The sequence below is a fragment of the Stutzerimonas chloritidismutans genome (genome assembly GCF_038562055.1).
Taxonomy (GTDB): Bacteria; Pseudomonadota; Gammaproteobacteria; order Pseudomonadales; family Pseudomonadaceae; genus Stutzerimonas; species Stutzerimonas chloritidismutans_A.
The window spans coordinates 213,523-239,221 of record NZ_JBCFXD010000005.1; the positions used below are offsets into that span (position 1 = coordinate 213,523).

Annotated in this window: 23 protein-coding genes and 2 pseudogenes; 12 read left to right on the forward strand and 13 right to left on the reverse strand. The window is 56.4% G+C overall.

What is annotated here, in order from left to right; translation table 11 throughout:
• Positions 1–143 precede the first annotated feature (143 nt).
• The 3 genes from AAGW23_RS10440 to AAGW23_RS22030 are packed head-to-tail and all read left to right on the forward strand — an operon-like array spanning position 144 to position 3,870.
• The gene (locus AAGW23_RS10440) at positions 144–1,964 is read left to right on the forward strand and encodes a Mu transposase C-terminal domain-containing protein (RefSeq protein ID WP_342406423.1); all 1,821 of its coding nucleotides are present in this window, start codon (positions 144–146) and stop codon (positions 1,962–1,964) included.
• Positions 1,961–2,818, forward strand: coding sequence for a TniB family NTP-binding protein (locus AAGW23_RS10445; protein ID WP_158188611.1), 858 nt, complete (start codon positions 1,961–1,963; stop codon positions 2,816–2,818). The genes AAGW23_RS10440 and AAGW23_RS10445 overlap by 4 nt, the downstream gene beginning before the upstream one ends.
• A gap of 2 nt (positions 2,819–2,820) precedes the next feature.
• Positions 2,821–3,870 carry a TniQ family protein gene (locus AAGW23_RS22030; protein ID WP_423835319.1) on the forward strand — a complete coding sequence of 350 codons (1,050 nt, stop codon included), beginning with the start codon at positions 2,821–2,823 and terminating at the stop codon, positions 3,868–3,870.
• A gap of 96 nt (positions 3,871–3,966) precedes the next feature.
• On the opposite strand, the gene AAGW23_RS10450 is transcribed toward AAGW23_RS22030, so the two are convergent.
• Together AAGW23_RS10450 and AAGW23_RS10455 are read right to left on the reverse strand one after the other, a co-directional pair.
• On the reverse strand, positions 3,967–5,373 hold the full coding sequence (locus AAGW23_RS10450) for a DEAD/DEAH box helicase (RefSeq protein ID WP_342406424.1): 1,407 nt from the start codon (positions 5,371–5,373) through the stop codon (positions 3,967–3,969).
• Positions 5,370–5,954 (reverse strand): hypothetical protein, encoded by a 585-nt coding sequence (locus AAGW23_RS10455; RefSeq protein ID WP_158188609.1) that lies wholly within the window; start codon positions 5,952–5,954, stop codon positions 5,370–5,372. Before AAGW23_RS10455 ends, AAGW23_RS10450 begins: the two co-directional genes overlap by 4 nt.
• Positions 5,955–6,055: 101 nt before the next feature.
• Here AAGW23_RS10455 and AAGW23_RS10460 point away from each other — a divergent pair, with 101 nt between their 5' ends.
• A complete protein-coding gene (locus tag AAGW23_RS10460) occupies positions 6,056–6,286 on the forward strand; it encodes a helix-turn-helix domain-containing protein (RefSeq protein WP_158188608.1) in 231 nt (76 codons plus the stop codon).
• A gap of 69 nt (positions 6,287–6,355) precedes the next feature.
• On the opposite strand, the gene AAGW23_RS10465 is transcribed toward AAGW23_RS10460, so the two are convergent.
• Positions 6,356–7,345 (reverse strand): DNA-binding protein, encoded by a 990-nt coding sequence (locus AAGW23_RS10465; protein ID WP_158188607.1) that lies wholly within the window; start codon positions 7,343–7,345, stop codon positions 6,356–6,358.
• Positions 7,346–7,523: 178 nt separating this feature from the next.
• On the opposite strand from AAGW23_RS10465, the gene AAGW23_RS10470 reads away from it, so the two are divergent.
• On the forward strand, positions 7,524–8,483 hold the full coding sequence (locus AAGW23_RS10470; protein WP_158188606.1) for a site-specific integrase: 960 nt from the start codon (positions 7,524–7,526) through the stop codon (positions 8,481–8,483).
• A 267-nt stretch (positions 8,484–8,750) separates the two neighbouring features.
• Here the strand turns inward: AAGW23_RS10470 and AAGW23_RS10475 are convergent.
• A protein-coding gene (locus AAGW23_RS10475; protein ID WP_158188605.1) for an IS3 family transposase occupies positions 8,751–9,913 on the reverse strand; the annotation gives its coding sequence in 2 pieces (ribosomal slippage) (positions 8,751–9,658 and positions 9,658–9,913; 1,164 coding nt in all).
• A 402-nt stretch (positions 9,914–10,315) separates the two neighbouring features.
• On the opposite strand from AAGW23_RS10475, the pseudogene AAGW23_RS10480 reads away from it, so the two are divergent.
• Positions 10,316–11,035: pseudogene (locus AAGW23_RS10480) on the forward strand (benzoate/H(+) symporter BenE family transporter); the annotation flags it as partial.
• Here AAGW23_RS10480 and AAGW23_RS10485 read toward each other — a convergent pair.
• Both AAGW23_RS10485 and AAGW23_RS10490 read right to left on the reverse strand, forming a co-directional pair.
• Complete coding sequence (locus tag AAGW23_RS10485; protein ID WP_342406426.1) at positions 10,988–11,515, reverse strand: MFS transporter; 528 nt, start codon at positions 11,513–11,515, stop codon at positions 10,988–10,990. The pseudogene AAGW23_RS10480 and the gene AAGW23_RS10485 sit on opposite strands and share 48 nt — an antisense overlap.
• Positions 11,476–12,948 (reverse strand): efflux transporter outer membrane subunit, encoded by a 1,473-nt coding sequence (locus AAGW23_RS10490; RefSeq protein WP_158188590.1) that lies wholly within the window; start codon positions 12,946–12,948, stop codon positions 11,476–11,478. Before AAGW23_RS10490 ends, AAGW23_RS10485 begins: the two co-directional genes overlap by 40 nt.
• A gap of 218 nt (positions 12,949–13,166) precedes the next feature.
• Between AAGW23_RS10490 and AAGW23_RS10495 the strand changes: the two genes are divergently transcribed.
• A complete protein-coding gene (locus AAGW23_RS10495; protein WP_342406427.1) occupies positions 13,167–13,805 on the forward strand; it encodes a TetR/AcrR family transcriptional regulator in 639 nt (212 codons plus the stop codon).
• A 131-nt stretch (positions 13,806–13,936) separates the two neighbouring features.
• Here AAGW23_RS10495 and AAGW23_RS10500 read toward each other — a convergent pair whose 3' ends face one another.
• Positions 13,937–14,608 carry an alpha/beta hydrolase gene (locus AAGW23_RS10500; protein ID WP_158188588.1) on the reverse strand — a complete coding sequence of 224 codons (672 nt, stop codon included), beginning with the start codon at positions 14,606–14,608 and terminating at the stop codon, positions 13,937–13,939.
• Positions 14,605–15,429, reverse strand: a complete 825-nt coding sequence (locus tag AAGW23_RS10505; protein WP_342406428.1) for a class III extradiol ring-cleavage dioxygenase — start codon at positions 15,427–15,429, stop codon at positions 14,605–14,607. The genes AAGW23_RS10500 and AAGW23_RS10505 overlap by 4 nt, the downstream gene beginning before the upstream one ends.
• A 577-nt stretch (positions 15,430–16,006) precedes the next feature.
• On the opposite strand from AAGW23_RS10505, the gene AAGW23_RS10510 reads away from it, so the two are divergent.
• Both AAGW23_RS10510 and AAGW23_RS10515 read left to right on the forward strand, forming a co-directional pair.
• On the forward strand, positions 16,007–17,176 hold the full coding sequence (locus tag AAGW23_RS10510) for an MFS transporter (RefSeq protein WP_342406429.1): 1,170 nt from the start codon (positions 16,007–16,009) through the stop codon (positions 17,174–17,176).
• Between the two features lie 42 nt (positions 17,177–17,218).
• Positions 17,219–18,376 carry an IS30 family transposase gene (locus AAGW23_RS10515; protein WP_342406431.1) on the forward strand — a complete coding sequence of 386 codons (1,158 nt, stop codon included), beginning with the start codon at positions 17,219–17,221 and terminating at the stop codon, positions 18,374–18,376.
• A gap of 93 nt (positions 18,377–18,469) precedes the next feature.
• Here the strand turns inward: AAGW23_RS10515 and AAGW23_RS10520 are convergent, their stop codons facing one another.
• A complete protein-coding gene (locus AAGW23_RS10520; RefSeq protein WP_342406432.1) occupies positions 18,470–19,378 on the reverse strand; it encodes a LysR substrate-binding domain-containing protein in 909 nt (302 codons plus the stop codon).
• Between the two features lie 150 nt (positions 19,379–19,528).
• Between AAGW23_RS10520 and AAGW23_RS10525 the strand changes: the two genes are divergently transcribed.
• A complete protein-coding gene (locus AAGW23_RS10525; protein WP_342406433.1) occupies positions 19,529–19,885 on the forward strand; it encodes a putative quinol monooxygenase in 357 nt (118 codons plus the stop codon).
• A 94-nt stretch (positions 19,886–19,979) separates the two neighbouring features.
• Positions 19,980–20,774, forward strand: coding sequence for an SDR family oxidoreductase (locus tag AAGW23_RS10530; RefSeq protein WP_342406435.1), 795 nt, complete (start codon positions 19,980–19,982; stop codon positions 20,772–20,774).
• Positions 20,775–20,830: 56 nt separating this feature from the next.
• Here the strand turns inward: AAGW23_RS10530 and AAGW23_RS10535 are convergent, their stop codons facing one another.
• The 4 genes and pseudogenes from AAGW23_RS10535 to AAGW23_RS10550 all read right to left on the reverse strand — a co-directional run bounded on the left by AAGW23_RS10535 (position 20,831) and on the right by AAGW23_RS10550 (position 24,524).
• Positions 20,831–21,817, reverse strand: a complete 987-nt coding sequence (locus AAGW23_RS10535; RefSeq protein WP_158188582.1) for an LLM class flavin-dependent oxidoreductase — start codon at positions 21,815–21,817, stop codon at positions 20,831–20,833.
• Between the two features lie 56 nt (positions 21,818–21,873).
• Positions 21,874–22,377 carry a TIM barrel protein gene (locus AAGW23_RS10540; protein ID WP_342406436.1) on the reverse strand — a complete coding sequence of 168 codons (504 nt, stop codon included), beginning with the start codon at positions 22,375–22,377 and terminating at the stop codon, positions 21,874–21,876.
• A gap of 329 nt (positions 22,378–22,706) precedes the next feature.
• Complete coding sequence (locus AAGW23_RS10545; protein ID WP_342406437.1) at positions 22,707–23,507, reverse strand: sugar phosphate isomerase/epimerase family protein; 801 nt, start codon at positions 23,505–23,507, stop codon at positions 22,707–22,709.
• A 1-nt stretch (position 23,508) separates the two neighbouring features.
• Positions 23,509–24,524: pseudogene (locus AAGW23_RS10550) on the reverse strand (LLM class oxidoreductase).
• Between the two features lie 146 nt (positions 24,525–24,670).
• Between AAGW23_RS10550 and AAGW23_RS10555 the strand changes: the two are divergent.
• Positions 24,671–25,558: a LysR family transcriptional regulator gene (locus AAGW23_RS10555; RefSeq protein WP_158190117.1), complete on the forward strand. Its 888-nt coding sequence runs from the start codon at positions 24,671–24,673 to the stop codon at positions 25,556–25,558.
• Positions 25,559–25,699: the final 141 nt, after the last annotated feature.

The window sequence follows — 25,699 nt, forward strand, 5'->3', positions numbered from 1 at the left end:
ATTTTGGCCATGGTCTACTTTTTTATCATGCGCTCTCAAGCATAACTTGAGGCTGCGCACTGTTGGAAATTTACGCGCTTTTTACATCTGCGTTGGGCTATGCCGTTGAGCTAGTTAACGCATTTATATGTCGGATATAACTTATGACCGACCAGCTAGTTTCTGGAGAGCTTGTAGTTGCGAAGGGAAAGCTTGCCACAGTTAAAATGGTATTCAGTGACAAGCATGTTAGGGTAATTATTAGTGCTTCTGGCGAGGCACTGATCGTTTCTAGGCGCGATATCGAGCGGATTGCAGGGGTCGCCGATAAACTGAGCGTGGCTAATGAAGTTCGTTTAAATGTTAATGACTATACAGAAGATGAGCTATCTCTAGCCGCTGAACGCTATAACGTAATTAAAAAGTGGAGATTAGCGGAAGTGACGGTAAGTCAAGCTTGTCTGTTACTAAACGTATCACGGAGCTATTTCTTCCAATTGGCCAAGAAGTTCGACGAGGACGTTGGTCCGTTGTCTTTAGTTCTTCAGAAGCGGGGGGTAAAGGAAGGTGTAACCCGGTTGGATGAATCAGTCGAAGTGGCAATTTTTGAAGCGACTAAAAAAGTGTACGCGTCGAGAGGGGCTAGTTATAGCAAAGTTTGGGTGGAAGTTGATGTTAAATGCAAAGAGCAGGGTCTTCCTTCTCCTTGTAAGGATACAGTTTTGCGGCGCGTGCGATCAATATTGTCAGAAAAAAACAGATTAAAAATAAAGCGGGGCCCTGACGCGGCAGCCCAAAAGTTTACAGCGCGAGCAGGTAAGAAAACTGTCCAAAGACCGTTACAGTGGGTGCAAATGGACCACACATTGGTCGACATCATTCTGCTAGCGGACGATCGTGTCCATGTGATTGGCCGCCCTTGGTTAACGGTAGCAATTGACGTATACACACGAGTAATTCTTGGGTACTACCTCAGTCTTCACGTGCCGTCGGCTGTTTCGGTAGCTTGTGCACTTAGCCAGAGTGTGCTTCCTAAAGTAGGTTTTGCCAGAGCTGTAGGCATAGATTCTGATGATTATCCGTATTATGGCAAGCCCGAGGTTCTGCACATGGATAATGCCGCAGAGTTTACAAGTGCAAAATTCAAGGCTGGATGCGAAGCATTTGGAATACATCCTGCGTACCGGCCAATTGGACAAAAGCACTTTGGCGGCCATGTGGAAAGATTGATTGGTACGTTCATGACAACCAAAGTGCACTTATTAAAGGGCACTACGATGTCGAACTCGGTTGCGCGCCGGGATCTCAATAGTGAAAAGAGCGCCACCATGACCTTCTCCGATTTTTTTGGCTGGTTTGCGCGCGAAGTGGTTGTCTACCATTCTACGATACATAGCGCTTTGAAAATTAGTCCGCGACAAGCATGGGCTGACTATTTTGCACCGAATGGGGGTACTCCTTATCCTCCGAAACTCTCCGACCCCGAGCAGCTGAAACTTTGGTTCATGCCTCAAGAAAGTCGTAAAGTTAACCCGGATGGTATCAAGCTGCACGGCCAAGTTTATTGGGATCCTGTACTCACACCTTTTGTTGGTACAAACCATGCAATAGTTAAGTCTGATCCGTTCAATATGAATCAAGTGTGGGTGAAGCTGAATGGCCAGTTTTGCCCTATTTCGCTAGCTGACCTGACGGGACAGGCACCCAGCTATGAAGAATATCGTGCGAGTAAGTTCCATCCTCAAGCAGTGCGCGCTGGGGCTATCGATGATGATAGGGGGCGCAAAGCGTACAGGGCCAAGCTAGAGATTGAGGCGGAGAGTACAAAGTTAACTCGTAAGGCGAGACGCCGCCATGCCGCAGAAAAAGCTTATTCCGATGCTTATCCAGCGCCTGCCAGCGATAATTCGCTAGTTAAGGCCGATAAAAATAAACCTGACTATTCTACCCCTCCAAAGAAATTCATGCCTGAGGACCTAAAATGAGTGGCGAGCACGTTCGACAGGATATGCAGAAGTATTTAACTGCTAATACTGAAGCGCGAATAGCTGCAATTCATCAAGAGCTCTGGGTGGATAATAATTCCAGCGAAGCTGTTTTTCGAATGATGAATAATATAGCAACCGTCCCAGAGCGTATGAATGCGCCAGCGTTGCTCGTGGTTGGTCCAGGCGGGTCCGGTAAAACCGCGATTATCTCGAAGATCCCTAAGCGAGTTAGAAACAGCGACGGATTGGCTATCCTCTCAATGGCGGAATCGCCCGAGATCAGCGTAAAGAAGAGCCTTAAAACCGAGCTTGCGCTGGCACTTGGTTTGCCAATATCCGAATCGAGGCCTAAAGGCGGCGCGGATATCCCGAACGAAATCAGAGAAGTTATCAAACTCAGAAAAATTTGGGGTTTGGTTATTGATGAGTTTCATGATGCGCTGTTGCGCCCAAAGCAGGAGCAACGAATTAACATGTCTATTCTGAAAAAACTGCTGGGATCAGAGTATGGCTTGAAGCTGTTCTGCTTTGGCACAGCTAGCGCACGGAATGCCCTACAGTCAGGTGATGAATTTAAAAGACGGTTTCATGAGGTCGCTCTTGCGGATTGGAAAGAAGATGAGGAGTTTAGATCCTTTTTGCTAGAGGTCGAAGAGTCATTACCTTTACAGCTGCCTTCGCACTTGTACTCTGAGGAAATAGTAATGGAAATAATTCATCTCACCAATGGGAGGATGGATAAGACTCTCGAGTTGATTAGAGGTGCGGCGTGTTATGCGGTAAAGCTGGGCGTTGAAAAAGTTGATCTAGACATGCTGGGGCGCGCTAAATCAAATCCTTGGGGTTACTAGATATGAAGTTACACCCTCTGCCTAGGCCGGGTGTTGACGAGACGTTATCGTCATGGCTTTTCCGATGCAGTTTCCATCGCCATACAGTAGATATAACACGATTGGCATTGAGTGCGCGTCCATCGCAATGGTGGGAAGGGTTAGAGATACAGTATGCTGACCCGGATAGCGACTTCTTGTCAGCCAGCAAGCGTATAAAACTTAGGGGCGAACATATTGAGCCTCGATTCCTAAAAGAGTATTTTTGTCTGCGAAACGGATCCGTTGTTGACTGGAGGTATCGTCATTTCTTTTGTCCAGACTGTTTAAGAGGCGACGTGGCTAGCGGTCATTTGCCCATGTGGCGAAAACATTGGTGTTATGTTAATTCAATTATGTGCAACGTGCACGGTCGAGATTTAGTAATGCTATCCGATGCGTCTCACTATTCGAAGGCTTGGAATGCTTTTGTTCAGGAGTGCAATTCGAGCTCAGGGAGTATAACTGCTAAAGGTTCAAAGCTCGCTCGTTTTCGTCTTACCACGCTAAGCAAGATCGAGCACCTATTGGCATATAAAAGACCCAATCAGCGACACATTTGGTTTGGCTTGTTTAATAGTTTGTTTGACATATTGCTCCAGTCCCCCTTTCATGGGAGCAGAGGTGGAGCAGCGAGGATTTATTTTCAGTCCAAAGTCGGCCCTCGATTTGCTGATCCGGGGTCCTTTGAGCTGAGCATCTTAAAGGGTCCATCTACAGCGGACCCGCCAAGCAGATTTGGAAGCATGTTATTGGCAGCCTCACTACTAGGCGTACTTCCTCCATCTAGGTTTTCAATGTTCATTAAGGCATGTGAGGACGCTGAAACGGGCTTGCTTTTACCCAATGACCTGCATAAGGCAGCGGCTTTTCCTCATGTCGACAAGGCTGGGTATCGGGTCCTACACCAATACTTGGGTGCGTTCCCAAGAAAGGACTTTCCGTTATTGGATCGCCATTTGTACCTTCAGGAGGCTCGATATGCTCGCGAAGGCGTGGTTGGTGCGCACCGATTTGGAGCTACTCATAACTAGAGGTGCTGGCATCAACGAAGAGTGCTTGACCAGTAAGTTGACGTAACAGTGCGATTATACCTCCAATGCCATGCGCATCCATTCGGCACATAAGCATCAAAAGCAAGCAAGCAGCTGTTGCCGGTAATGCTTGGAGAAACTGACTTGATGGTTCGACTGAGTTGAGAGGTCCTTAGAGGTAAAGATGCTTGTGGCTCCTCCTTCAAATTTCAGCGGGGAGAGAGTATCCATGTGCGTTTTGGCTTGGTCTTCATTTCCTACAACCGAAGCTCGACCAGGAACTGAATCTAGAGACGAGCCTGGCGCAGGCATCGGCACCCTGCTCAGTACCGCCAAGTCCTCCGGAAGATCATCTGCAATCCTCTCCGCTAAGCACTGTAACGTTGGTTCCGCTAGCATGAACAGCCAAGCCTCGTCATCGGACTGCCCGGTACGACGAAGCACTCGCCCAAGCACCTGTCGGTAATGCAGCTCGGTACGAATACGGCTGAGGTAGCAGCACACTTGGAGTCGGGGGATATCCGTCCCTTCGCTGATCATTCCAACAGCGATGATCCATTGACAGTGGCTGCGTCTGAATAGATTTATTACCCGCTGCGCATCTGGGGTTTTGTTGGTCACGAGCTGGCAACTTTCACCCTTTGCTTTCAGAGCTTTCGCAACCTGATGGGCGTGCACGATATCAGTGGCAACTACCAGGCCAGCCGCATCAGGATCGAGCAGGCGAAGCTCATTTAACTTGGCGCGTGCAAGATCAAGTAACTGATCAACAACCTCATCATGGCGCAACAGCTCTTCGTAAGTGACAGGGGACTCGCCCAACAGCGTAGCGATGTTCGGGAAAGTTCTGACAATGTTTTCTGTGTCCAACTCCTCGGTAAACCTCACCTTTTGGTTGTCGAGTAGGACAATTCGAGGGGAGCGGCATACCCCGTCTGCCACAGCCTGCTGCATCCCGTAGCGGTAGTCACAGATCAGTCGCCCCTCGGGCGAGGAGTAGCGGGCGAGTGCGATGGGTCGATCATCCGATCGCCACGGCGTGCCGGATAGAGCCAATGTAAAAGCGGCCTTGTCCTGTATTCGCTGAAGTATCTGCTGGCCCCATGCGTTGCTCAGGACCATGTCGTGGCCGGCGCAGTGGTGAATCTCATCAAAAACGGCAAACACACGATAGTCATCAAGCAGCGTCCAGAACGCCTCACTACGGTATTCCATCGCCTGATAGGTGAACGCTGCCCCCACTGCGCCGAGTTGACCATCGAAGCGCCTACCAAGAACAGTGCAGAAAGACGAGCGAAGGCCTTCGACAACCTGGCAGGACGGTGCAAAGCAAAGCACCAGATCGATTCTGTCTTGCTCAAGCAGCCTGCTGGCCAATTCGGCGGCCATGCGCGTCTTGCCGGCGCCTGGCGTTGCCTGGCAGAAAAAGTGAGACGCGCGCAAATAGTGCTCTAGCGCCGTGTCGACGCATTGGCGCTGCCAGTTTCGCAGTTGTTTGTTCATTGCATGGACGAAAGAGTTTTGAGTGTTTTTTCGATGGCGCGGAGATGACCCAGTAGGCGTGAGCTGCGATCTCGGGCGTCCAAATAGTCGCCTTGCACCGTATCGCGGAGGTGCGGCATTTCATCGATGAGCAGCTTGTACCGCTCCGCCTCACCCATGGAGGTCAGGAAGTCCAGCCTGATTTCTTTAAGAAGCGCCTCTAGGTGCTGGTCTGCATCATCTGAGGGGTGAAGCGGTGCAAGCGGATCGGTGGTCTCTGATTGCATCTGCTCTGGCTCAGCCTTACGGTAGTTTTCGAACCCATTGTCGATTAGGTCCAGTTGCAGATGCGCAGGGACGGGCAGCAGGTGGTAGACCTGTCCCCGGACACGACGCTCTTCGTCAAGTACTATCCAGCCTACGCGCAACATCCGGCGTATTTGTTCGTATACATAGCGGCGTACGTCATTGATGCGGAAACTCATGCCTTCCAGGCGCTTGGCATAGGCGTCACGCAGTTCACGTATCGTGAATCGTGTGCGGCCTTCCTTCTGAAGCAGCTCGTACAGCCGCCTATCGAAAATGAACGAGGCTGATTTCATTGCAATACCAGAGGGAGTAGCACGTTAAATACGGATTATAGTCCGTAGCCTGACCGTCCGTAAACGCATGATATTGCCGTCTCGATGAAACTGAGACGGTCATGGAATATTTGGCGAAGGCCTTGGGCGAACGCATCCGAGCGCAGAGAAAGGTTTGCCACATTTCTCAGGATGCACTCGCGCTGGCCTGTAGTATCGACCGCAGTTACATGGGGCGGATCGAACGTGGTGAAGTAAGTATTACCGTAGAGAAGCTTTATCGGATCGCAGACCAGCTTGCTTGCGATCCCGGTTATCTGCTGCCTACTCAGTCCGAATTGCAACGACCCTGAACTACCCTTTAGCTTAATGAGTAGGGCAGGAGCTGCTTCGGAGTGGTCTGTCCGAGAAGGGTTGCTGACCTAGGCGCTTGGTCCTTTTCTTCTTTTTGCTGGCAGAGGTGATTTCTCTGCAGCGCCAACTATAAGCTCAGTCCGGCGCGGCTTTTGGCGGCTGCTCTGCCTGATTTTCGTCTTGCTTAAGCTGTCCAGTTTGGTTTGTAGATCGTAATTACGTTGCTCATAAGCTAGCTTGACAGCTTCTGCCACATTGAGCTGGTTCTGTAAGGTTTCCCGGGCTTGAATGTTCTGATCGAGCAGGCGCTGCTGGGCCTGTTGATCCCTCTGCAATAGTCTTGCCTCGGTGAGCAGACGTTCGTTGTCACGATTCAGCTGGGTTAATTCGTCCTGCTTGACGACTAGCGTCTGTTGCAATTGACGTAGTTCAAGCTGAGATAGCTGTAATTGTGATTCATTTCGGCGCTGGTCCTGTTCGCGATGTTCCTTGCTGGCCTGACGGTAGTGTTCCAGGGCATCACGCGCATGCTCATGCTTTTCCTCAAGCGAACAAATCTGCGCGTCGCGATCCTTGAGCCGCTCCTCCAAGTCCCGATTAGCTTGCTGTAGACGGGAGGTTTCGATTTCGGCCTGCTGGCGTTGCCTGCTCTCCAGCAGCAACTCGTTTTCGGCTTTTTGACATCGTTCGACGCCTGCAGCTACCTGGTCTTCCAGCTGCTGCACGCGGCTTTCGGTCTGTCGAATTCTAAGGTGGTAGTCGGCCCGCTCCCGGTCAAATTCCTCTCGCTCACCAGCAATGGCTGCTTGGGCTTCTTCCTGCAACTGATCGGCCAATTGATTCACCAGGTTGGCCAGTTGCTCGCTTAGCGTGATCGGCCCACCTGCTCGGTCGTTTTTGGTGGGTTCAAGCTCTTTAAGGTAGCGGTGAATGGTGCTCTTCGAGCCTGTGTTTCCGAGCTCGACCCGTACTGCATCGATGCTTGGATGCTCGCCGCGGGCGAGAAGGGCGGTGCGTGCCTTTTGAACAACCACCTTATTAATTCCGCCTCGCGCCATTTTAATCTCCTACGATTTCGTACCGTATTACATGCTATGCATTTACATTCTATCGAAGATCAGATTTGGCGCTAGGTTAGAGTCTGATATAGGATTGGATAATCTAGAATTATCCAAGATGAAGCGGTATTTTCGTCGTTTGCCTGTTGATCACCGGTACACCAGAGGATGCGCTCCGATGAGCCAAGACATCGAGCGGTACCTGCAGGCCAGCATTCGGGCCAACACTCGGCGCAGCTATAAGCAGGCGCTCGATCACTACGAAGTCACCTATGGCGGCTTTCTGCCGGCGACCAGCGATGCCATCGTGCGCTACCTTGTGGATCACGCGTCGACACTTTCCAGTAACACGCTCAAGCTGCGCCTCGCGGCACTGGCGCAGTGGCACGTTAGCCATGGGTTCCCCGATCCGACCAAAACCCCACTGGTTCGCCAGATCGTCAAGGGCATCCGTACGCTGCATCCCCGCCAAGAGAAGCAGGCAGAGCCGCTGCAATTACGTCAACTCGAACAATGTGTGCAGGGGTTAGAGGTGGCCGAGAGGAGAGCGCGAGCGGAGAACGACTGGCCGCGGTTGCTACGCTGTAGCCGTGATCGCGCGCTGGTCCTGATTGGCTTTTGGCGCGCGTTTCGCAGTGATGAGCTGTGCCGCCTACGAGTCGAGCACATCCAGGTGCGGGCCGGGGAGGGTATGCAACTGTTCCTTCCCTGGAGCAAAGGTGACCGGGATAACCATGGCCAGACCTTTAGCGCGCCAGCATTGGCCAAGCTGTGCCCGGTGCAGGCCTACGTCGACTGGATCAGCTTGGCGGGCATAGCTCGAGGGCCTGTATTTCGCGGCATTGATCGCTGGGGGCACTTAGGTGAGCAGGGCTTGCACCCAAATAGCGTTGTCACTCTCTTGCGTGGCGTACTGCAGTTGGCTGGATTGTCTCCTGAGTTTTACAGCAGTCACTCGCTGCGTCGCGGTTTTGCCACCTGGGCTACCCGCAGCGGCTGGGATCTCAAGACGCTGATGCAGTACGTAGGCTGGAGCGATGGTAAATCTGCATTACGCTATGTCGATAGCATGGGCGGGTTCCCTGGGCAGTTGAGTGCGCTACAACTCATCCCCGGTCGCCCGGAGCGACTTCCATAGACGTCCCTTAGGAGACAACCGAAAGGCCGCCCACTCAGTGGGCTTTCTATTGGCGCGATCCTCATCGGCCTGCCTGTGACCCAGCTGCTACGACATAGGCGCGCTACGGCAAGGCGTTTCCCTAATATTGAATGCCACACTAAAGCTTTCTGTTATGAGGGTACCGTTATGGACACACCTGATAGCTGGCGCGTTGTCTGCCAAGATCCAGGAGACGGCAGCGGAGACGTTATCGTTGAGCTTCCATCCGAGCTACTTGTGTAGTGGTCAACCCATCCCGGACAGTGGGTTAAGTTTCTCTTCGGCCACCGCTGGTGGTAGCCCACCGTTGAATTGATGCGGTCTGATCCAGTTGTAGCGGTGCATCAGGTAGTGGCTGATGTCCCGCTGAGCTTCCTGTGCCGTCAGGTAGCCAGTTGCCGGAATCCACACTGACTCTAAGCTGCGAAACAGGCGCTCCATCGGCGAATTGTCCCAGCAGTATCCTCGGCGGCTCATGCTCTGCTGCATCCGGTAGCGCCATAGCCGCTGCCGGAACAAGCGGCTGGCGTACTGGCTGCCCTGATCCGAATGGAACAGCACCTGCTGTGGCTTGCCGCGCTGCTCGTAGGCCATCTCGAGGGCTTTGATTACCAGCTCGGCATCCGGTTTGGCGGAGAACGCCCAGCCAACCACCCGACGCGTGTGCAGATCCAGCACCGCGGCCAGGTAATGCCAACGACCTTGCGCCCAGACGTAGGTGATGTCGCCGCACCACACTTGGTTCGGGCGCTGGACAGCGAAATCGCGGTTCAGTCGATTCGGGATATCCGGGCGCTCAACCGTGGCCTGCTTGTAGGCGTGCGAGCCCGGCTGCTTGCTGACCAGCCCCAACTCACGCATCAGTCGACGCACACGGAAACGGCCAATCGTCACGCCGTCCTCGCGCAGCATACCCAGGATGCTTCGGCTGCCAGCCGAGCCTCGGCTTTGGCTAAACAACTCGTTGACCCGACTACGTAGCGCGACGCGACGAGCATCGACACGGCGACGTCGAAGGCGATGGGCGTAGTAGCAAGACCGCGCCACATCGAAGGCTGAACAGACCACTTCTACCGGCTCCTGCTCACTCAACTGGTCTATCAGCGCGTACGATCGAGTTCGTCCGACATCAAGAGAGCGGTAGCCTTTTTTAATATCGCTTTCTCCCGCTCCAGCCGATTGATCCTGGCCTCTAGCTCCTGGATCTTCTGTTGCTCGGGTGTCAGCGCTTTGCTCTTTGGGGTAACGCCCTGGCGCTCGTCTTGGAGTTGTTTCACCCAGCGGCGTAATGCCGAGTCCACGACGCCCAGCGAACGGCAGGCCTCGATATGGCTGTAGCCCTGATCTAGTACCAAGGCAGCTGCCTCTCGTTTGAACTCGGCGGAAAACGTACGTCGTTGCTTGCTCATCGAACACCTCTTAATGGCGAGGATTTTCGCCTAAATCGGTGTCCGGGATCAGTAGACCACTACATAAAAGGGGCGGCTCAAGTTCCTTCATCACGCTGAGCGTAGGGTGGATGATGATGCTTTCATCCACCGGCTTTTTTCGGAGCGCAGGGTGGATGGATGAAGCATCATCCTCCCTGTGAGGATGATGGATCCGCTGGTCGGCGCTGTGGATAGAAGCACCACCACGGCCAAGGCCAACGTAGGGTGGATGACGCTGTTTTCATCCACCGGCTTTTGCGGAGTGCGGCGGTGGATGGGTGAAGCGTCATCCACCCTACGCTCATCCGTTTCAGAGCACGGCCCACAACAAGGGCGATCCGGACTCTGTCACGGATCGCCAGGCCTGACTTGCGAGGCGTCATGAACACGCTACTCAGAGATTTCTCCCTCTCGGCCGTGGTTGCGGGCTTCATCGCGACCGTGATTTCTTACGCCGGGCCGCTTGTAATCATCTTTCAGGCGGCAAAGGCAGGTGGGTTGCCCCATGACATGCTCTCGTCATGGGTCTGGACGATTTCCATCGGTAGCGGCGTGCTCGGCATTGTGCTGAGCCTGCGCTACAAGGTGCCAATCATCATTGCCTGGTCCGCTCCGGGCTCGGCGTTGCTGGTTACCATGCTCCCCGACATCAGCATGAACCAGGCAGTTGGCGCCTATCTAGTGTCCAGCGTGATCATTCTGCTGGTCGGGCTTTCTGGGGCGTTCGACAAGATCATCCGCAAACTTCCAGCAGCCATTTCGGCTGGCATGCTCGCGGGCATCCTGTTTCGCTTTGGCACAGGACTGTTCGTTTCGGTTAAAGAGCAACCCTGGCTGGTATTGGCAATGCTTGGCACGTACCTGCTCTTCAAGCGAATGATGCCGCGCTACGCCGTCATGGCAGTGTTGGTAGTCGGCGTAGCCATAGCGGTCGCTAGTGGTGAACTGCACAGCGAAGCGCTGGTGATCGGACTCGCGACGCCAGTCTGGATCACCGCGGAGTTCAGCTGGCAGGTCATCCTTGGCGTTGCGTTTCCGTTGGTGATGGTGTCACTAACTGGCCAGTTCGTGCCTGGCATGGCCGTGCTGCGCAACGACGGCTAACGCCAGACCGTGCAATCGGATGGATGTAGGCAGAAACCGCAGAGCGGCCATCATGAGAACCGGAACCAGCGAACCGGCACAGATACCGTGAAGAAGGCGCAAGGCAATTAGCACATTTAGATCGCGAACGAACGGCAGGGCAGCAGCCAGCAACAGCGCTGCGGCGAGCATCGTCATGTGGAAGCGTCGCATCGAGAACGTGATCGCGAACCACGCGGCAAACGGCATCGCCGCCAGCTCGCCTGCCGAATAGGCGGTCGTGAGCCAGGATGCATCATCTTTGGCAAACCCTAGCGCGCCTTGTAGGTCGACGAGCACCAAAGCTGGGACGCGGCCACTCAGCCCCGCCACCATCGCTGCCAGCAGCACCCCCAATAGACCGACGGCGAGACGCATTGTGAGCACAGGCTGTTGCGGCGAGGCGGGTGCGGCAGTGCTCATGAAGAAGCCCCGATCGTTGCTGCTTCGCCCGCCCATTGTTCTGACCAGCCGCCACCCAAGGCTCTATAAAGCGAGACAACGGCGAGCGCGGAGGCAGTCGCGCAGTCGCTTAGTTCGGCTTGATTGGCGAGCAGGCTACGACGAGCAACCAGTACGGCCGTGAAATCTGCGGAGCCTTCCTGGTATGAGCGTTGTGCTACGCGCAGGGCTATTTCGCTTTGTTTCAACGCAAGCTGCAGCTGCTCGTGCCGCTCCAGTTCGCTGGCATAAGCGCCGAGGGCATTGTCCACCTCGTGCCAGGCTCGCAGCACCACTCGCTGATAGGCGATACCAGCCAGACGATGGCGGGTTTCACTCAAGGCCAGCTGGCTATGGAGCCGCCCACCATCGAAGATCGGCAAGTAAAGTGTGGGGCCTACCGAATAGTGCCTGGATCCCCAGCTTCCCAGATCAGAGAGGTCGAACGCCTGCGCGCCGAGTGTGCCGGTGAGACCGATACGTGGGTAGAAATCGGCTTTTGCCGCGTCGATATCCGCCACTGCTGCTCGCAGCCCAGCTTCTGCCTGCAGGATATCTGGCCGATTACGAGCCAGTTCGGAAGGCACCCCGATAGGCAGGCGTGACGGCATTGAGGGTAGTTCGGCAAAGGTGAGACGTTCATCCAGTTCGCGCGGGGGTTTGCCAAGCAGTAGCGCCAGCGCGTTCATCAGCGTATCTCGCTGGTGATTCAGCTGGGTTAAGCGGGCTTCGAGTCCGGCGGCATCGGCACGCGCCGAGGCAGCATCGAAACGCGTGGCGGCTCCATTGCGCTCACGGCTTTCGGCCATGCGAACCAGGTCTCGTCCGATCCGAAGGTTCTTTTCCACCAACGAGGCCTGCGCCTGCACACCGCGTAGCAACAGATAGTTGCGCGCTACGTCCGCCGAGACCGAGGTAATGACGGCATCCTGCCCGTAATAAGCCGCGTCCAACCTGGCCTGCGCAGATGCTTGCGTGTGGCGAAGATAACCCCAAAGGTCGAGTTCCCAGCCCGCTTGCAGGCCCAACGACCACATGTCCTGACCGTTTGTAGGTGCCCCCAATCGATGCGACGGCGAATTCTCACTGATTGCCGAGCGTGAGTAGCTGCCGGCTAGGGCCAGCGTCGGATAACGGGGCGCATCGGCCAACCCCAGCTGAGCACGGCTTTCCTCGACACGCAGCGCAGCCGTCTGGATATCCAGGCTCTGGCCAAGCTCCGACTCGAGTGCCGATAGCGTGGAGTCATTGAACAACTCCCACCAGCGAACGGGCGTCTGTGATTCGCTCAGAGCAGATTGGTCGTCAACCTGTGCTTGATAGGACGCCAGCGCTGCGGATGGATCAATGGACGGCAACTGGACCGCTGTTACGCTCGCGCAGCCCACCAGCAGGGTGGACGCCAAGGCAAGGAATATCCGGGCGAAACAAAGGCACGACGCAGCTTTCATTCGTATTCTCAAGCAGAGGCAAAGCGGGCAGGTCTCAATCATCGGTACGGCTTTGGAGCGAGGAGGCAAGCGATAAGATGGCGTGGAAACCGATCGGTATTCTAATTAGCTAAAAAACATTCAGTCAAATAATTAATGGCTAATCTATTGGGATTAAGCTTTGCGAGCGGAAGATACCGGCCGGTATACTTCAGCAAAACAACAGACCAGATTTTTCTATGAGCAAGCCTGACATTCAGTTCGACAAATCCGTCGCAATTCTCGATGCTGCGACGACTGTGTTCCTGACCCACGGCTTCAGCGCTGCGACTACCGATATGATTCAGCGCGAAGCAGGCGTTTCGAAGAAGACGATGTATGGATGCTTTCCGAGCAAAGAGGCCATGTTTGTCGCGGTGATCGAACGTCAATGCGCGTCGATGGCATCAACCATCCATGCGATACAGCCAGCCCCGGGGGATATCAGGAAAACCCTGGAGGAAATAGGGCGGGCCTATCTCGACATCGTGCTGGCTGAGGTCGGGGTGGCGCTTTTCCGCGTGGTCGTGGCTGAGGCGCCGCGTTTTCCAGATGCCGGTCGCAGGTTTTACCTGGCCGGCCCCAAAGTCGTCATTGCGATGGTGTCGGAGCGTCTAAGTGAAGCCTCGCAAGCGGGTGAAGTTGACGTCCATGCTATCGGTGTAGAGGCGGCTGCTGCGCTGTTTATCAGCATGGTCCGCACCGAAGGGCAGATGGAATGCCTGCTGCATCCCGGTACACGGCCTTCTGCAGAGCAGCTGGACCGTTGGGTGCGATTAGCAGTAGATGCATTTGTCGGAAGGTTCGCCGTCCGAAATCAAACAGCTGGCGGACACTAACTGGTATTGCTGCCACGGCCTCTCGCCGCAGAACATACGCGCCACATGTGGAAGCTGCGGCCACTAGGGCCACGAGACTGACAAAGGCTCGAACCTCATGCGACCCTTGCCACGGTTGGCCACTCGCCACGTCAGGCGGGAGTCAACACAGACTCCAACCATCGGACAAAATCAGTCACTTCTTCGGCTGTTATCTCATGGCCCATGTCATACAGGTGCGTTTCGTGCCGTACGTCCAGTTGGGTCAACCAAGAATCAGCTTTCTCTGCCCAAGATACGGGGAGTTTATTGTCTGCACGGCCATGGGCGACAAACGCCGACAGAGAACGCAACGCCTGCGAACTCGCAATATAGGGCTTCAGCTCCGGCAGAATCCGGCCGCTGAGCAAGCCAAAGCCAGCCACGCAATGCGGGGCACTGAGCCCTACACTGGAACTGAGAATGCCGCCCTGGCTAAAGCCAGCGATCACGGTGGGCAGCTTAGGTAGCGCTTCTATAAAATTCACCAGGCATTGGCGACTGGCTTCGGCTTGCTCTTCGTTGATAACCGGGCCGGTGCTGGCGAAACTTACTTGAAACCAAGCGAATCCTTCAGCCGCGATCTGCAGTCGGCTACGTACCAGCAGGACTTCGACGTCGTCGGGGATGGAGTTGGAAAGGCCGGCGAGGTTGGTTTCATTACCGCCGACACCGTGCAACAGCAGCAAACGCGCGCGAGGTGTGGTCGTCCCGATCAAGCGGCGAAACAAAAGACCGGATTGCGGCTCTTCTTGAAGCTCTGGCATCGCCAATGGGTTACTCATACCTGAGTGCCTTCCTGGGTGAGAGATACCGTGGATGGGGTGCGGAACAAGTAGCTGTCCATTGCGAGTACACCGTGGGCGATTCCGCCTTCCAGTACCTCCATTTCGTAGTGCTCGCCGGCGGCGCCAAGCGCCAGGAATAGCGGCATCAAATGCTCGTCACTTGGGTGTGCACGCTCGGCGTCAGGTGCGTTTCGACGGTAGTCGAAGAGCGCTGGCATATCAGCGGCGCGCAATGCCTGACTGAACCAGTCGGCAAAATTGTTCACATATTCGGCCGGATCACCGTCGTAACCGCGGAACTCATAAAGGTTATGCGTCAGGCTTCCAGAACCAATGATCAAGATTCCCTGTTCACGCAACGGCTTGAGCGCCTGGCCAAGTTGCCAAGCGTCAACAGGAGTGAGCGGATAGGGCATGGAAACCTGAACCACCGGGATATCAGCGTCCGGCATCAAGTACAGCAGGGGTACCCAGGCACCATGATCCAAGCCCCGGTTTGACTCGGTGCTCGCTGAAATTCCCGCGCTGTTTAGCAGACTATTTATCTGCTCGGCCAACGCGGGATTGCCGGGGGCCGGGTAATGCAGGCGATAAAGCGCCTCAGGGAACCCACCGAAGTCATGAATAGTTCCAGGAGTCTGGCTGCTGCCAACACGTACGCCGCCGCGTGTCATCCAATGAGGGGAGACGATCACAATTGCGGTAGGGCGTGGCAACGCTCGTCCAACCTCAGTCAAGCGCGCGCCGGCCTTGCCGGGTTCAATATCAAAGGTCGGGGCGCCGTGGGAAACGAATAGCACTGGGTACGCCTGGCTCATATTTGTAGTCCTGATGAGATGAGAGGCCGCAGCAGCAGAGGATTTGGTACTTACCTATGTCGTGCTGGTCCGGCTCGGGATGGACGAAAGTCTATAGAGCCGAGCGAAGAGATAAAGTCGCCGTAACTCAACAAACTGTTCCTAGAATTGGAACATTGAAGATGTCTGCCGTAATGCCTGGCTTATGCAGGCAGTTTAGAATTCGAGCCTTATATGCGGCATGACTGCGGTGACCGTAGCGCTGATTTCTACCTACTGGAGAACCCAGGTGCGTTTTTCGCTTGGTTCTACTTGGTTAGCATGGTGTACGCCTGCTTCCCCGCACCCCTCGTTTGGGGTCCTTTGCCGCTCCAGTAGATAGCCCCATGCCATTAAGAAGCTCGTCACTGACACCAATTCTGGTCGCCTGTTGCCTTGGCTTTCTTGTGGTTCAGCTTGATGTCAGCGTAGTGAATGTGGGGTTGGGCGCCCTTAAAGAGGCGTTCGGTACTGACCTCACCGGATTGCAGTGGGTCATCAATAGCTATGCGTTGATCTTTTCCGCTCTGCTTATTCTTGGCGGCGCTTGCGGTGATAAATGGGAGCCAAATCCACTTTCACCGCAGGCTTTGCAACGTTCACCCTGGGGTCTATCGGTTGCGGCCTATCCGATAGCATGACGATGCTCGTCGCCATGAGAATGCTGCAGGGGGTGGGGGCCGCCTTCCTGGTTCCAACCTCGCTCACGCTCATTCGCTTGTCCTTCGCTAATCCTGACCATCGAAGATCAGCGGTTGCCCTGTGGGGCGCTTGCGGGGGGATCGCCTTAGCAGCTGGTCCAGTAATCGGTGGCCTGCTGATCGATTTTCTAGGTTGGCGCAGCGTTTTTTTGATCAATGTGCCCATAGGGATTTTGGCAATTGTCCTGATTAGCCGCTATGCACCTGCATCGCCTCGTATGGACAAAAAAGTTGATGCAGGCGGCCAGGTGAGCATCGCAGTAAGCCTGGCAGCCCTGACCTACGCATTAACCGAATCCAGTGGCCAAGGCTGGACGGCGCTAACCTTATCGTCGCTAGTAGGCGCAGCGTTTTTCCTGCTGGTGTTCGTGCTTGTTGAGCGACACGTAAAAGCGCCAATGCTGCCCGCGCACCTCGCCAAAAACAGAGTATTGGTGAGCATGTCGTTGGCCGGAGCGGTGATCAATCTGACGTTCTACGGCACGGTGTTCGTTTTCAGTATCTATTTCCAAACGATACTTCACTACGATGCCTTCAAAACCGGATTGTCGTTCGTTCCTTTGACCGCGGTGCTGACGCTGTCGACCCTGATGTCGTCGCGGATTGCTCGGACAATCAGCGCGCGGCGCATCATCATCACCGGTTTCATTATTCAGGTCATTGGCTTCCTCGCGCTCTCGCAGATCGGTACACAACCGTCGTTTTGGATACTCAACGGCGCGCTGATGCTGGTCGGAATAGGCAGCGCATGCTCAGTCCCGTCTATCACAAACTCGATGTTGGCTGCGGTCACTAGGCACGATGCGGGGATTGCGTCCGGTCTAATGGCTTCTGCCAGGCAACTCGGCGGGGTCATTGGAGTGGCGGTATTCGGCACTATGATTGCCACTACCGACGCTGAGAGCTTCGCTAAAGGCATGTTGAACGCAATGCTGCTTTCAGCGCTGACGCTGGTGGTGTGCATAGGCGCTATTTTATTGCTGACCCGTCATCCAGTGGCTGCTCTGGATTGTGGATTCAACCGGTGAACGCAACACACTAAATCTTGCGTAAGCAGGAGGGTGTTGCAGATGAAGCAAAGACCTCGGATCTACTACACCGAAAGCCAGAAGGCGCTGATGTGGGATCGCTGGAAGGCAGGTGATTCGCTCCAACACATTGCGCAGTTGTTTGATCGAAACCATTCCTCGATCCAGCGGATTCTCGCTGAGACGGGAGGCATTCGCCCAGTTGCGCGACGACGTTCCAGGTTGGCGCTAACTCAGACTGAGCGCGAGGAGATTTCGCGCGCACTTGCAGTGGGCCAGTCGATTCGGCAAATCGCGCTGCGCCTAGAGCGCGCGCCATCCACCGTAAGTCGCGAGATCAACCGTAACGGTGGTCGTCGGTCTTACCGCGCCAACCAAGCTGAACAGGCGGCATGGGAGCGGGCCCGTCGCCCTAAGCGCTGCAGGCTTGCCCAGTTCCCCAAGTTAGCGCAGCTTGTTGCGGAGAAGCTTCAGATCCAGTGGTCGCCCGAACAGATCGCTGGCTGGTTGAAGCGTACTTACCCGGACGCGACCTATCAGGTGTCACACGAGACTATCTACCGCAGCCTTTTCATCCAAGCCCGTGGCGCGCTGAAAAAGGAGTTACTGGAGCATCTGCGCCGCAGCCGTGCCATGCGCCGCTTGCGTCACCACACCCAGAAGACCGAAAACCACGGCCGTATCAGCGACACGCTTTCCATCAGCGAGCGGCCAGCCGTGGCTGAAGATCGTGCTGTACCAGGGCACTGGGAAGGTGATTTGTTGTGTGGCAGCAAGAACAGTCAGATTGCCACGCTGGTGGAGCGCCGTAGCCGTTACGTAATGCTGGTAAAGGTGGAAGGAAAGGACACCGAGACAGTGGTGAATGCGCTGATCGAAAATGCTCAGCGACTGCCTCAAGAGCTATACCGATCCCTGACCTGGGATCGAGGCAAAGAGATGGCTGGCCACAAGCGCTTCACCCTGGCGACGGACATCCAAGTCTATTTCTGTGATCCGCAGAATCCTTGGCAGCGCGGGACGAATGAAAATACCAACGGCCTGCTACGGCAGTACTTCCCGAAGGGAACTGACCTCTCGCTCTACTCACAGGATGAGCTGGATCAAGTCGCTCGGCAGCTGAACGAACGACCCAGAAAGACCTTGGGGTACTCGACTCCCGTCGAGTGTTTTAACCACGCTGTTGCGTCGACCGGTTGAATCCACAATGCTGAGCAGGCAGTGCGCCGGGACTCATAGGGATAGCCCGCCGGCATCGGTTAAAACCAGCCCGTTTTTATCGGTTGAGCGCGGCTATGGCGAGTAAGTGTGGCCATGTAGTTTCAGCAGCTCATCAACCAGATAACGGATTTTTGGCCGCAGGTGATTACTTTTCGACCACAAGGCATGGACCTCTACGGGGGTAGGCTCGAACGATTCGAGCAGCGGCAAAACTGCGCGCGCTTCGATATCTTTTTCAAACAGGCATAACGGCATCTGGCAGATCCCGAGGCCCGCTCGAGTAGCCTCGATCATGGCTTCCGCATCGTCAAACTGGTATGTCGGTGGGGGCGAGAACTTCACCGCCTGCCCCCCACGACTCATTTTCCACGGCATCAGACTTCCGCGGCGATACCCTACGATAGCGCGATGCTCAGCCACGTCTTCCAATGTCAACGGCGTGCCATTTTCTTCGAGGTAGCCCGGCGATGCACAGGTCACCCACCGGTGTGCGGTAAGCCGTCTGGCGACTAATCCAGGAACGCTGTCGACGCTGCCAAAGCGAATGGCTAGATCGATGCCTTCGTCGGTCAAGTCCACCAGTTGGTCGCTGAAGGTCAGAGTCAGCTGCAATTGCGGGAAGCGCTTGCTCATCTCCAGCAGAACCGGCAATACCACCTGCTTACCGAAGGCAACCGGTAAATCTACGCGCAGACGCCCGGCCGGTACGCCGAGCCTGTTGCCGAGGTTGCTCTCGGTGGCCTTGATCTCCTCCAGCGCCGCGGACCATACCGTGAAGTAGGCTTCGCCGTCGGGGGAGAGGGAGAGTCGTCTCGTCGACCGATAAAACAAGCTAGCACCCACTCTCGCCTCCAAGCGGGCGATCGCCTTTCCCACCGCGGACTTGGAGAGGCCCAGACGCTCGGCTGCCTCGGTGAACGTCGCAGAACGAGCAGTAGCTAGGAAAATGTGGATGCCGCTGAACGAGTCTTCTGAGGTCATTGCAATTTCCTGGTAGCTTGAAATGCTACCTATATGTGATTTGCAGGCTGTTTATCGACGTGGGGCTCTACCTTAGCATGATGTCCAACCTAGCGGCGCTCTCGTATTCCAAGCGTAGCGTCAGCTTTTTTCACGACGTGAGGACAGACCATGAAAGACGAAGTCATCAACATTTTTACCCTCAGCCTGGCACCCGAGAGATTCCAAGAGTTCAAGCAGCTGGTTACTAAAATCGTCGCAGCGACGAGCAAAGAGCCTGGCACCCTAATGTACGAGTACAGCGTCAATGACGACCACACAGTTGTGCACATCATCGAGCGTTACCGAGCGGACGCGGTTGTAAGCCATATCGAAGAGACCTTCGCACCTTTCGGCGAGAAGTTTCTCGAGCTAGTAACGATCACCAGCCTTCTGGTTTATGGCACTCCGGACGAGCCTACCAGTAAGCACCTGGACGCTTTCGGAGCGGTCTACATGAATTCATTCGATGGCTTTACCCGTAGCTGAGGCCGTGTTTCCCATAGCCAGTGGCTGGGGCTTCAAATTTATAGATAGGCCAAATCGACCTACCCGGCGAGAGCCGGCGTTATAGGGAGCGAGTATGCACATCAATCTTTCTGGCAAGACCGCACTGATTACCGCCTCTACAGGTGGCATTGGCTTTGCCATTGCGAAAGGTCTGGCGCTGGCGGGCGCCGAGATCATCATCAACGGCCGTAGCGACAGCTCAGTGGAAAAAGCTTTGGCGCGCCTGCGCGAAGCTGCACCACAGGCAAAACTCAGCGGTATCGCTGCGGATCTTGGCAATGCCCAGGGCGCGGACGCTCTCATCGCAGCGCTGCCAACGGTAGATATCTTGGTCAACAACGCCGGTATTTATGGTTTGGCAGATTTCTTCGAGGCCGATGACGATTGCTGGGATGACTACTGGCAGACCAATGTGATGTCGGGCGTGCGCCTCAGCCGCGCGCTGGTGCCGGCTATGGTCAAACGGGGTTGGGGCAGGGTGGTGTTTATCTCCTCTGAGTCAGCCCGCAATGTGCCTGCCGATATGGTTCATTACGGCGTATCGAAGACTGCTCAATTGTCGTTGTCTCGCGGTTTGGCCAAGCGCGTGGCGGGTAGCGGTGTGACGGTCAACAGTGTGTTGCCAGGACCCACGCTCTCGGACGGGCTGGCCGACATGCTTGAGGAAGAGCGCGCCCGATCCGGAAAAACTTTGGAGGCCGTCGCGGCGGAGTTCGTGATGAGCCACCGTCCGACTTCGTTGATACAGCGCGCGGCAACCGTAGACGAAGTCGCCAACATGGTGGTTTATGTCTGCTCCACCCAAGCTTCAGCCACCAGCGGCGCTGCGCTGCGTGTCGATGGAGGGGTGGTAGACGATATCCTCTGACGCATTGCCACGTGCTGGCTGCGGAGAGCGACCTCAGTGCGCCCTCCGCAGAGCTGTCAGCGAGTCAGCAGGTCCTCTATCGATTCGGCGGCAAGTTGATAGGAGCGGCAACGCGCAACCGGATCGTAGATGCGCGCATCAATCATCAGTTCGTCCACGCCAGTGGTGGAGATGAACTCCCGCAGCCACGCACCCACCTCCTGCTTGTCACCGATAGCGGTATACGCCATGGCCTGATCCAGTCCCTGCCGATCCCTGTGAGTGATCTGTGCCAGGTAACCTTCCTCTGGAACCGGTAGAAGCGCTGGGCGACCGGCGTGAAGCTCAACCACCCACTGTTGATGGGAGCTGGCCAGGTAATGCGCCTCGGCGCGGGTATCGGCCGCAATCACGTTGACCCCTGCCATCGCGTAGGGCTTGTCCAGGTAAACGGAAGGGCGGAAATTTTCCCGGTAATGCGCCAGTGCGCGCATCAGCATCTGAGGGGCGAAGTGTGAGGCAAAGGCGTACGGCAGGCCCATTCGGGCAGCCAGATCGGCGCCTTGCAGGCTGGAGCCCAATACCCAGACCGGCACATCATGCTGGCCAGGCAGCGCGCGTACCGGTTCCTTGCCGTTGTCCTCCAGGTAATCAAGTACTCGCTGTACATCCTGAGGGAAGTCCCGCTCCTGGCTGATACCGCGAATGGCGCGTACGGTCGGCCCGCCACTGCCTGGGGCACGACCGACGCCAAGGTCGATGCGGCCGGGGAATAACGTGTGCAAGGTGCCAAACTGTTCGGCCACGATCAGTGGTGAATGATTGGGCAGCATTACGCCGCCAGCGCCTACGCGCAGCGCGCTGGTTGCCGCCGCCAGGTGTTGAATGATCAGCGGTGTGGCCATCGAACCGATGCCCGGCAGATCATGGTGCTCGGCTATCCAGTAGCGGTTGTAGCCATGCTGTTCAACATGGAGCGCCAGTTGACGAGCGCCATCAAGGGTATCGGCAAAGCTTTTGCCTTCGCCGATCATCATTAGATCAAGCACGGACAGTGCAGTCATAGGAACTCCAGTTCGATAAAGCGCGAGCGCTGCGTCAACCGCAGCGGCGCGCAGGGTTAACGGTTAAGCGGGAGGTTCGCCCAGCTTGGGTGAGTTTCCAGGCGCTGCTGGATACCGCGCATGGCCTGTAGGGAACGTTGCAATTTCAGGTAAACGTCGCCGCCGTAATCCCAGCCGAGCACGCCGATTCGTCCGGCGTAGCCCATGCGTGACAAAGCGCTCAGCAGGGCGAAATTATCCAGCTCGCCCCGATCGGGCGGCTCCATGGTGGCCACGTCGCCCCAACCTAGCGGCGAGAGCGCCGAACCCGACGTGGTGACCTGCATGAGCCAAGGACGCATGGCATCCAGCCGGCCCTGCAAATCACCTTCCTGGCTGGCGTACCAGTGGTAGCCGTTGAACACTGCGCCCAGCTGCGGATGGCTGTAGTAGTTGCACAGCTCCACGACCTGAGAGGTGGTTTGCGTGACGTGGTTGCGGTGCGGATAGAGGGCCAAGCGCAGACCGCGGCGTTCGACGATAGGCAACAAGCTGTCGATCACCTTCAAAATCGCCGGCACGCCGTTGACCGAGGTTTTGCACCGCCAGCTCGATGAGCTCCACGCCGTCGACCGACGCGACGAGCCGCCGAACCAAATCATCGTTGCGCCCTTCATGCAGCACCAGGTACAGCGCAGCGATATCCAGGCCGTGTTTCGCTTTGACGTGCTTCAGTTGCGATAGGTCGGTAAGCGGTTGCCCGCCCCAGGCCGCAACGGTAATGGCGTCGTATCCAACCTCCGCGACCATCTCGCACTGGGCCTGGAAGCTATAGACGCCCATGGACGTGTAGAAGAACGAGTCCAGGGCATGGATTGGGTTTCTCATCGGCTCATCCATTACTGCGGCTTCAACGGGGGAAATCCGTCATTAGCGCCCAATGAGGATTGCGCACCAGGCGCTGCTCCATGGAACGGAAGGCGGTGAGCGAGCGATGGAGATTGCCATGCACATCGCCGCCCATGCTTTCCCAGCCGAGGAAACCTACATGCCCTGTATAGCCGCGACGTTCGAGCGCGCCCATCAACACGAAGTTGTCCATTTCACCCTCATCAAGCGGCTCGATGGTCGCCGCGCCACCCCAGCCCAACGGCGAGAGCCGGCAGCCGGCGATGTTTACCCGTTTAAGCCAGGGCCAAAGTGCGTCCAGACGCTGCTCCAGCTCGCCTTCCTGGTTGGCGAACCAGTGATAGCCATTGAACACAATGCCCAGGCGCGGGTGGTTGAAGAGCTCGCACAGCTGCACCGCTTCGGTAGTAGTCTGCATGCCGTAGCGGATATGGGGGTACAGCGCGATTTGCAGGTCGCGACGCTCGCAGATCGGAAGCAAGCGCTCGAGCATTCGGACATCCTGTTGCTGAACCTTGTCGCCCGAATGCAGGGCCAGTTCGTTCGTGCTGCAGCCTTCGATGGACTCGAACAGGGTGATCAACCAGTCCTCCAGTCCCTGGCGGTAGATCGCATAAATGCCGCCGACATCGAGCCCCCAATCTGATTTAACTTTGGGCAGCTCTTTGAGCTCCGGGCTCCAGGACGAAACGGTCATGCCCTGGTACCCAAGTTCGGCGAGCATTTCGCACTGTACCGCCAGTGGGTAGGTGCCGAGCTTGGTCTGGAAAATGAAATCCATGGCGTGAGCTGCGTGTGGCATGTCAACGACTCCGTTGTGCGGATGGGGGCGTCAGGGACGGCGCCAGGCTGGGGAAATGCGGCAGGATGTACTCGCCCATCTCGTCGATGACCTCTGAGGCGGGGCGGCGCTGCGGCTTGAAGTTCAAGGCTACATGCGCGACGCCCTGATCCTGCTGGCGACGCCACAGGTCGATCAGGGTGTTGCGCCCGGCTCGCATCACGCGGCCGGGTTGCAGGGGTAGGTCAGGGTCGGCGTCCAGATCGAAGAAGGTGCCGTAGCCGTAGGGCTTGAAGGGTTGCCCCTGGCTTGCCAGGTGCCAGCGGTTGACGATGTCGGGAATCTTCGCCGGATCGGTGAGGTACCACAGCACGCCGTCGGTGTTCTGTGCGATCCAATCCATGGTCTGGCCCGCCATGCCCACAACACCGTCGGCAGGCGCGGTGCCGCTGGCTTCGGTACCAGATCCAGGTTGCCGGTTAGTTCACCGTAGTAGGCCGAGCCATGAACGGGCCAGGCGCGCTCGGTGGCGGCACGCACCACCGCCAGGGCATCGCGGAAGCGCTCGGCGCGGTTATCGAAGTCACTGCCGAATGCCGGGTATTCGATCGGTCGATCGCCGGTGGCCAGGCCGAGAATGAAACGGCCACCCAGTAACTGGTCCACGCTGGCGGCTTGCTTGGCGACAATCAAAGGGTCGCGCAGCGGAAGAACGATGCCGGCGGTGCCGATGGCGATGTTTTCCGTGATGGCGGCCAGGTAACCGGCGTACACCATAGGGTCGATTATCTGGCCGACGTCACCGAAGTTGGGATCGTAGAACGGCACGTCCCGCAGCCAGATGGCCGAAAAGCCGGCCTGGTCGACTTTGCGCGCCACGGTGCCATGGTTCGCCAGGGTGGGGCCGGGGCTGTCGGGGTAGCTTTCCACTGGTGCGATAAAACCGAAAGTGAGATGCCCAGGTTGGAACACGCGGGCATACCCGCGGTGATCGGCAAGCTCCTTGGGTAATGCTGGATAGGAGGCGGTGAGCGGCATGAAGACCTCGCAAAAAGAACGAGCGACCCACGGCAATGCGGCCGCGGATCGGGATGCCGGGGACTATAGGCGTCCGGAAACAAAAGAAAAATAAGCTAGAATTCCGAACATTAAGGAGCAGAAGGATGTAATCCATGAGTGCCAAAATGGACCAGCTTGGTGCGCTGTCCGCTTTTGTTCACGCCGCCGATGCGCGCAGCTTCACCGAGGCGGGGCGACGCTTGGAGGTGTCTTCATCGGCAATCGGAAAGGCCGTAACCCGTCTTGAGGAGCGCCTTGGGGTGCGGCTTTTCCATCGCTCAACTCGGGCAATCACCCTTACCGCCGAGGGCGCGTTATTCCTGGAGCGCTGTCACCGCATCTTTGCCGAGTTAGAAGTGGCGGAGCGCGAACTGACACAAGCAGCCGGCAATCCACAGGGCAAGCTACGCATCAGCTTGCCGCAACTAGGCATGCGCTTGATGCCGCATCTCATAGCCTTCCAACAGGCGTATCCCGCGGTAGAGCTGGAGTTGGATTTCAGCGACCGCCTGGTAAATGTGATCGAAGAAGGCTTCGATGCAGTGATGCGCATCGGCGAAGTTCAGGACTCACGCTTGATGATGCGCAGGCTCAATGGCTTCAGCCACCGGCTGGTCGCCACGCCGAACTATCTCGAGCATCGTGGCACGCCCACGGTTCCTGCGGACCTGGCAGCGCACGCCTGCCTTCACTACCGCTACCCGTCTAGCGGCAAGCTGGACGCATGGCCACTGTTCGTCGACGACAAATACCTGAACCTGGATCTCCCGCAGACCGCCGTCACCAATGCGGTGGACCCCCTGCTGGCGATGGCTGAAGCCGGGCAGGGCATTGCGTGCCTGCCGGACTTCATCGTGGCTGAGGCCATCGAGCAACAACGTTTGGTCCCGTTGTTGGATAGCTATATCCAGGACCGACGTACGCTCAGCATTCTGTGGCCCTCTAGTCGTCAACCGCTGCCGAAGATCAAGGCCTTCGTGGACTTCATTGCGGCGCGGTTGGCATCCGGCTGAGGTCAAAAAGCAACCGCGCGCCTATCAGCCTGTGCTGACGTGTATATGTTGGCTACTACCATAGGCGCCATCATGGGCTGCGTGTTTCCAACGGCCCAAACGTCCTTGCGTATTAAGGTCCAGCCAGTAGCGGCGCGGCAG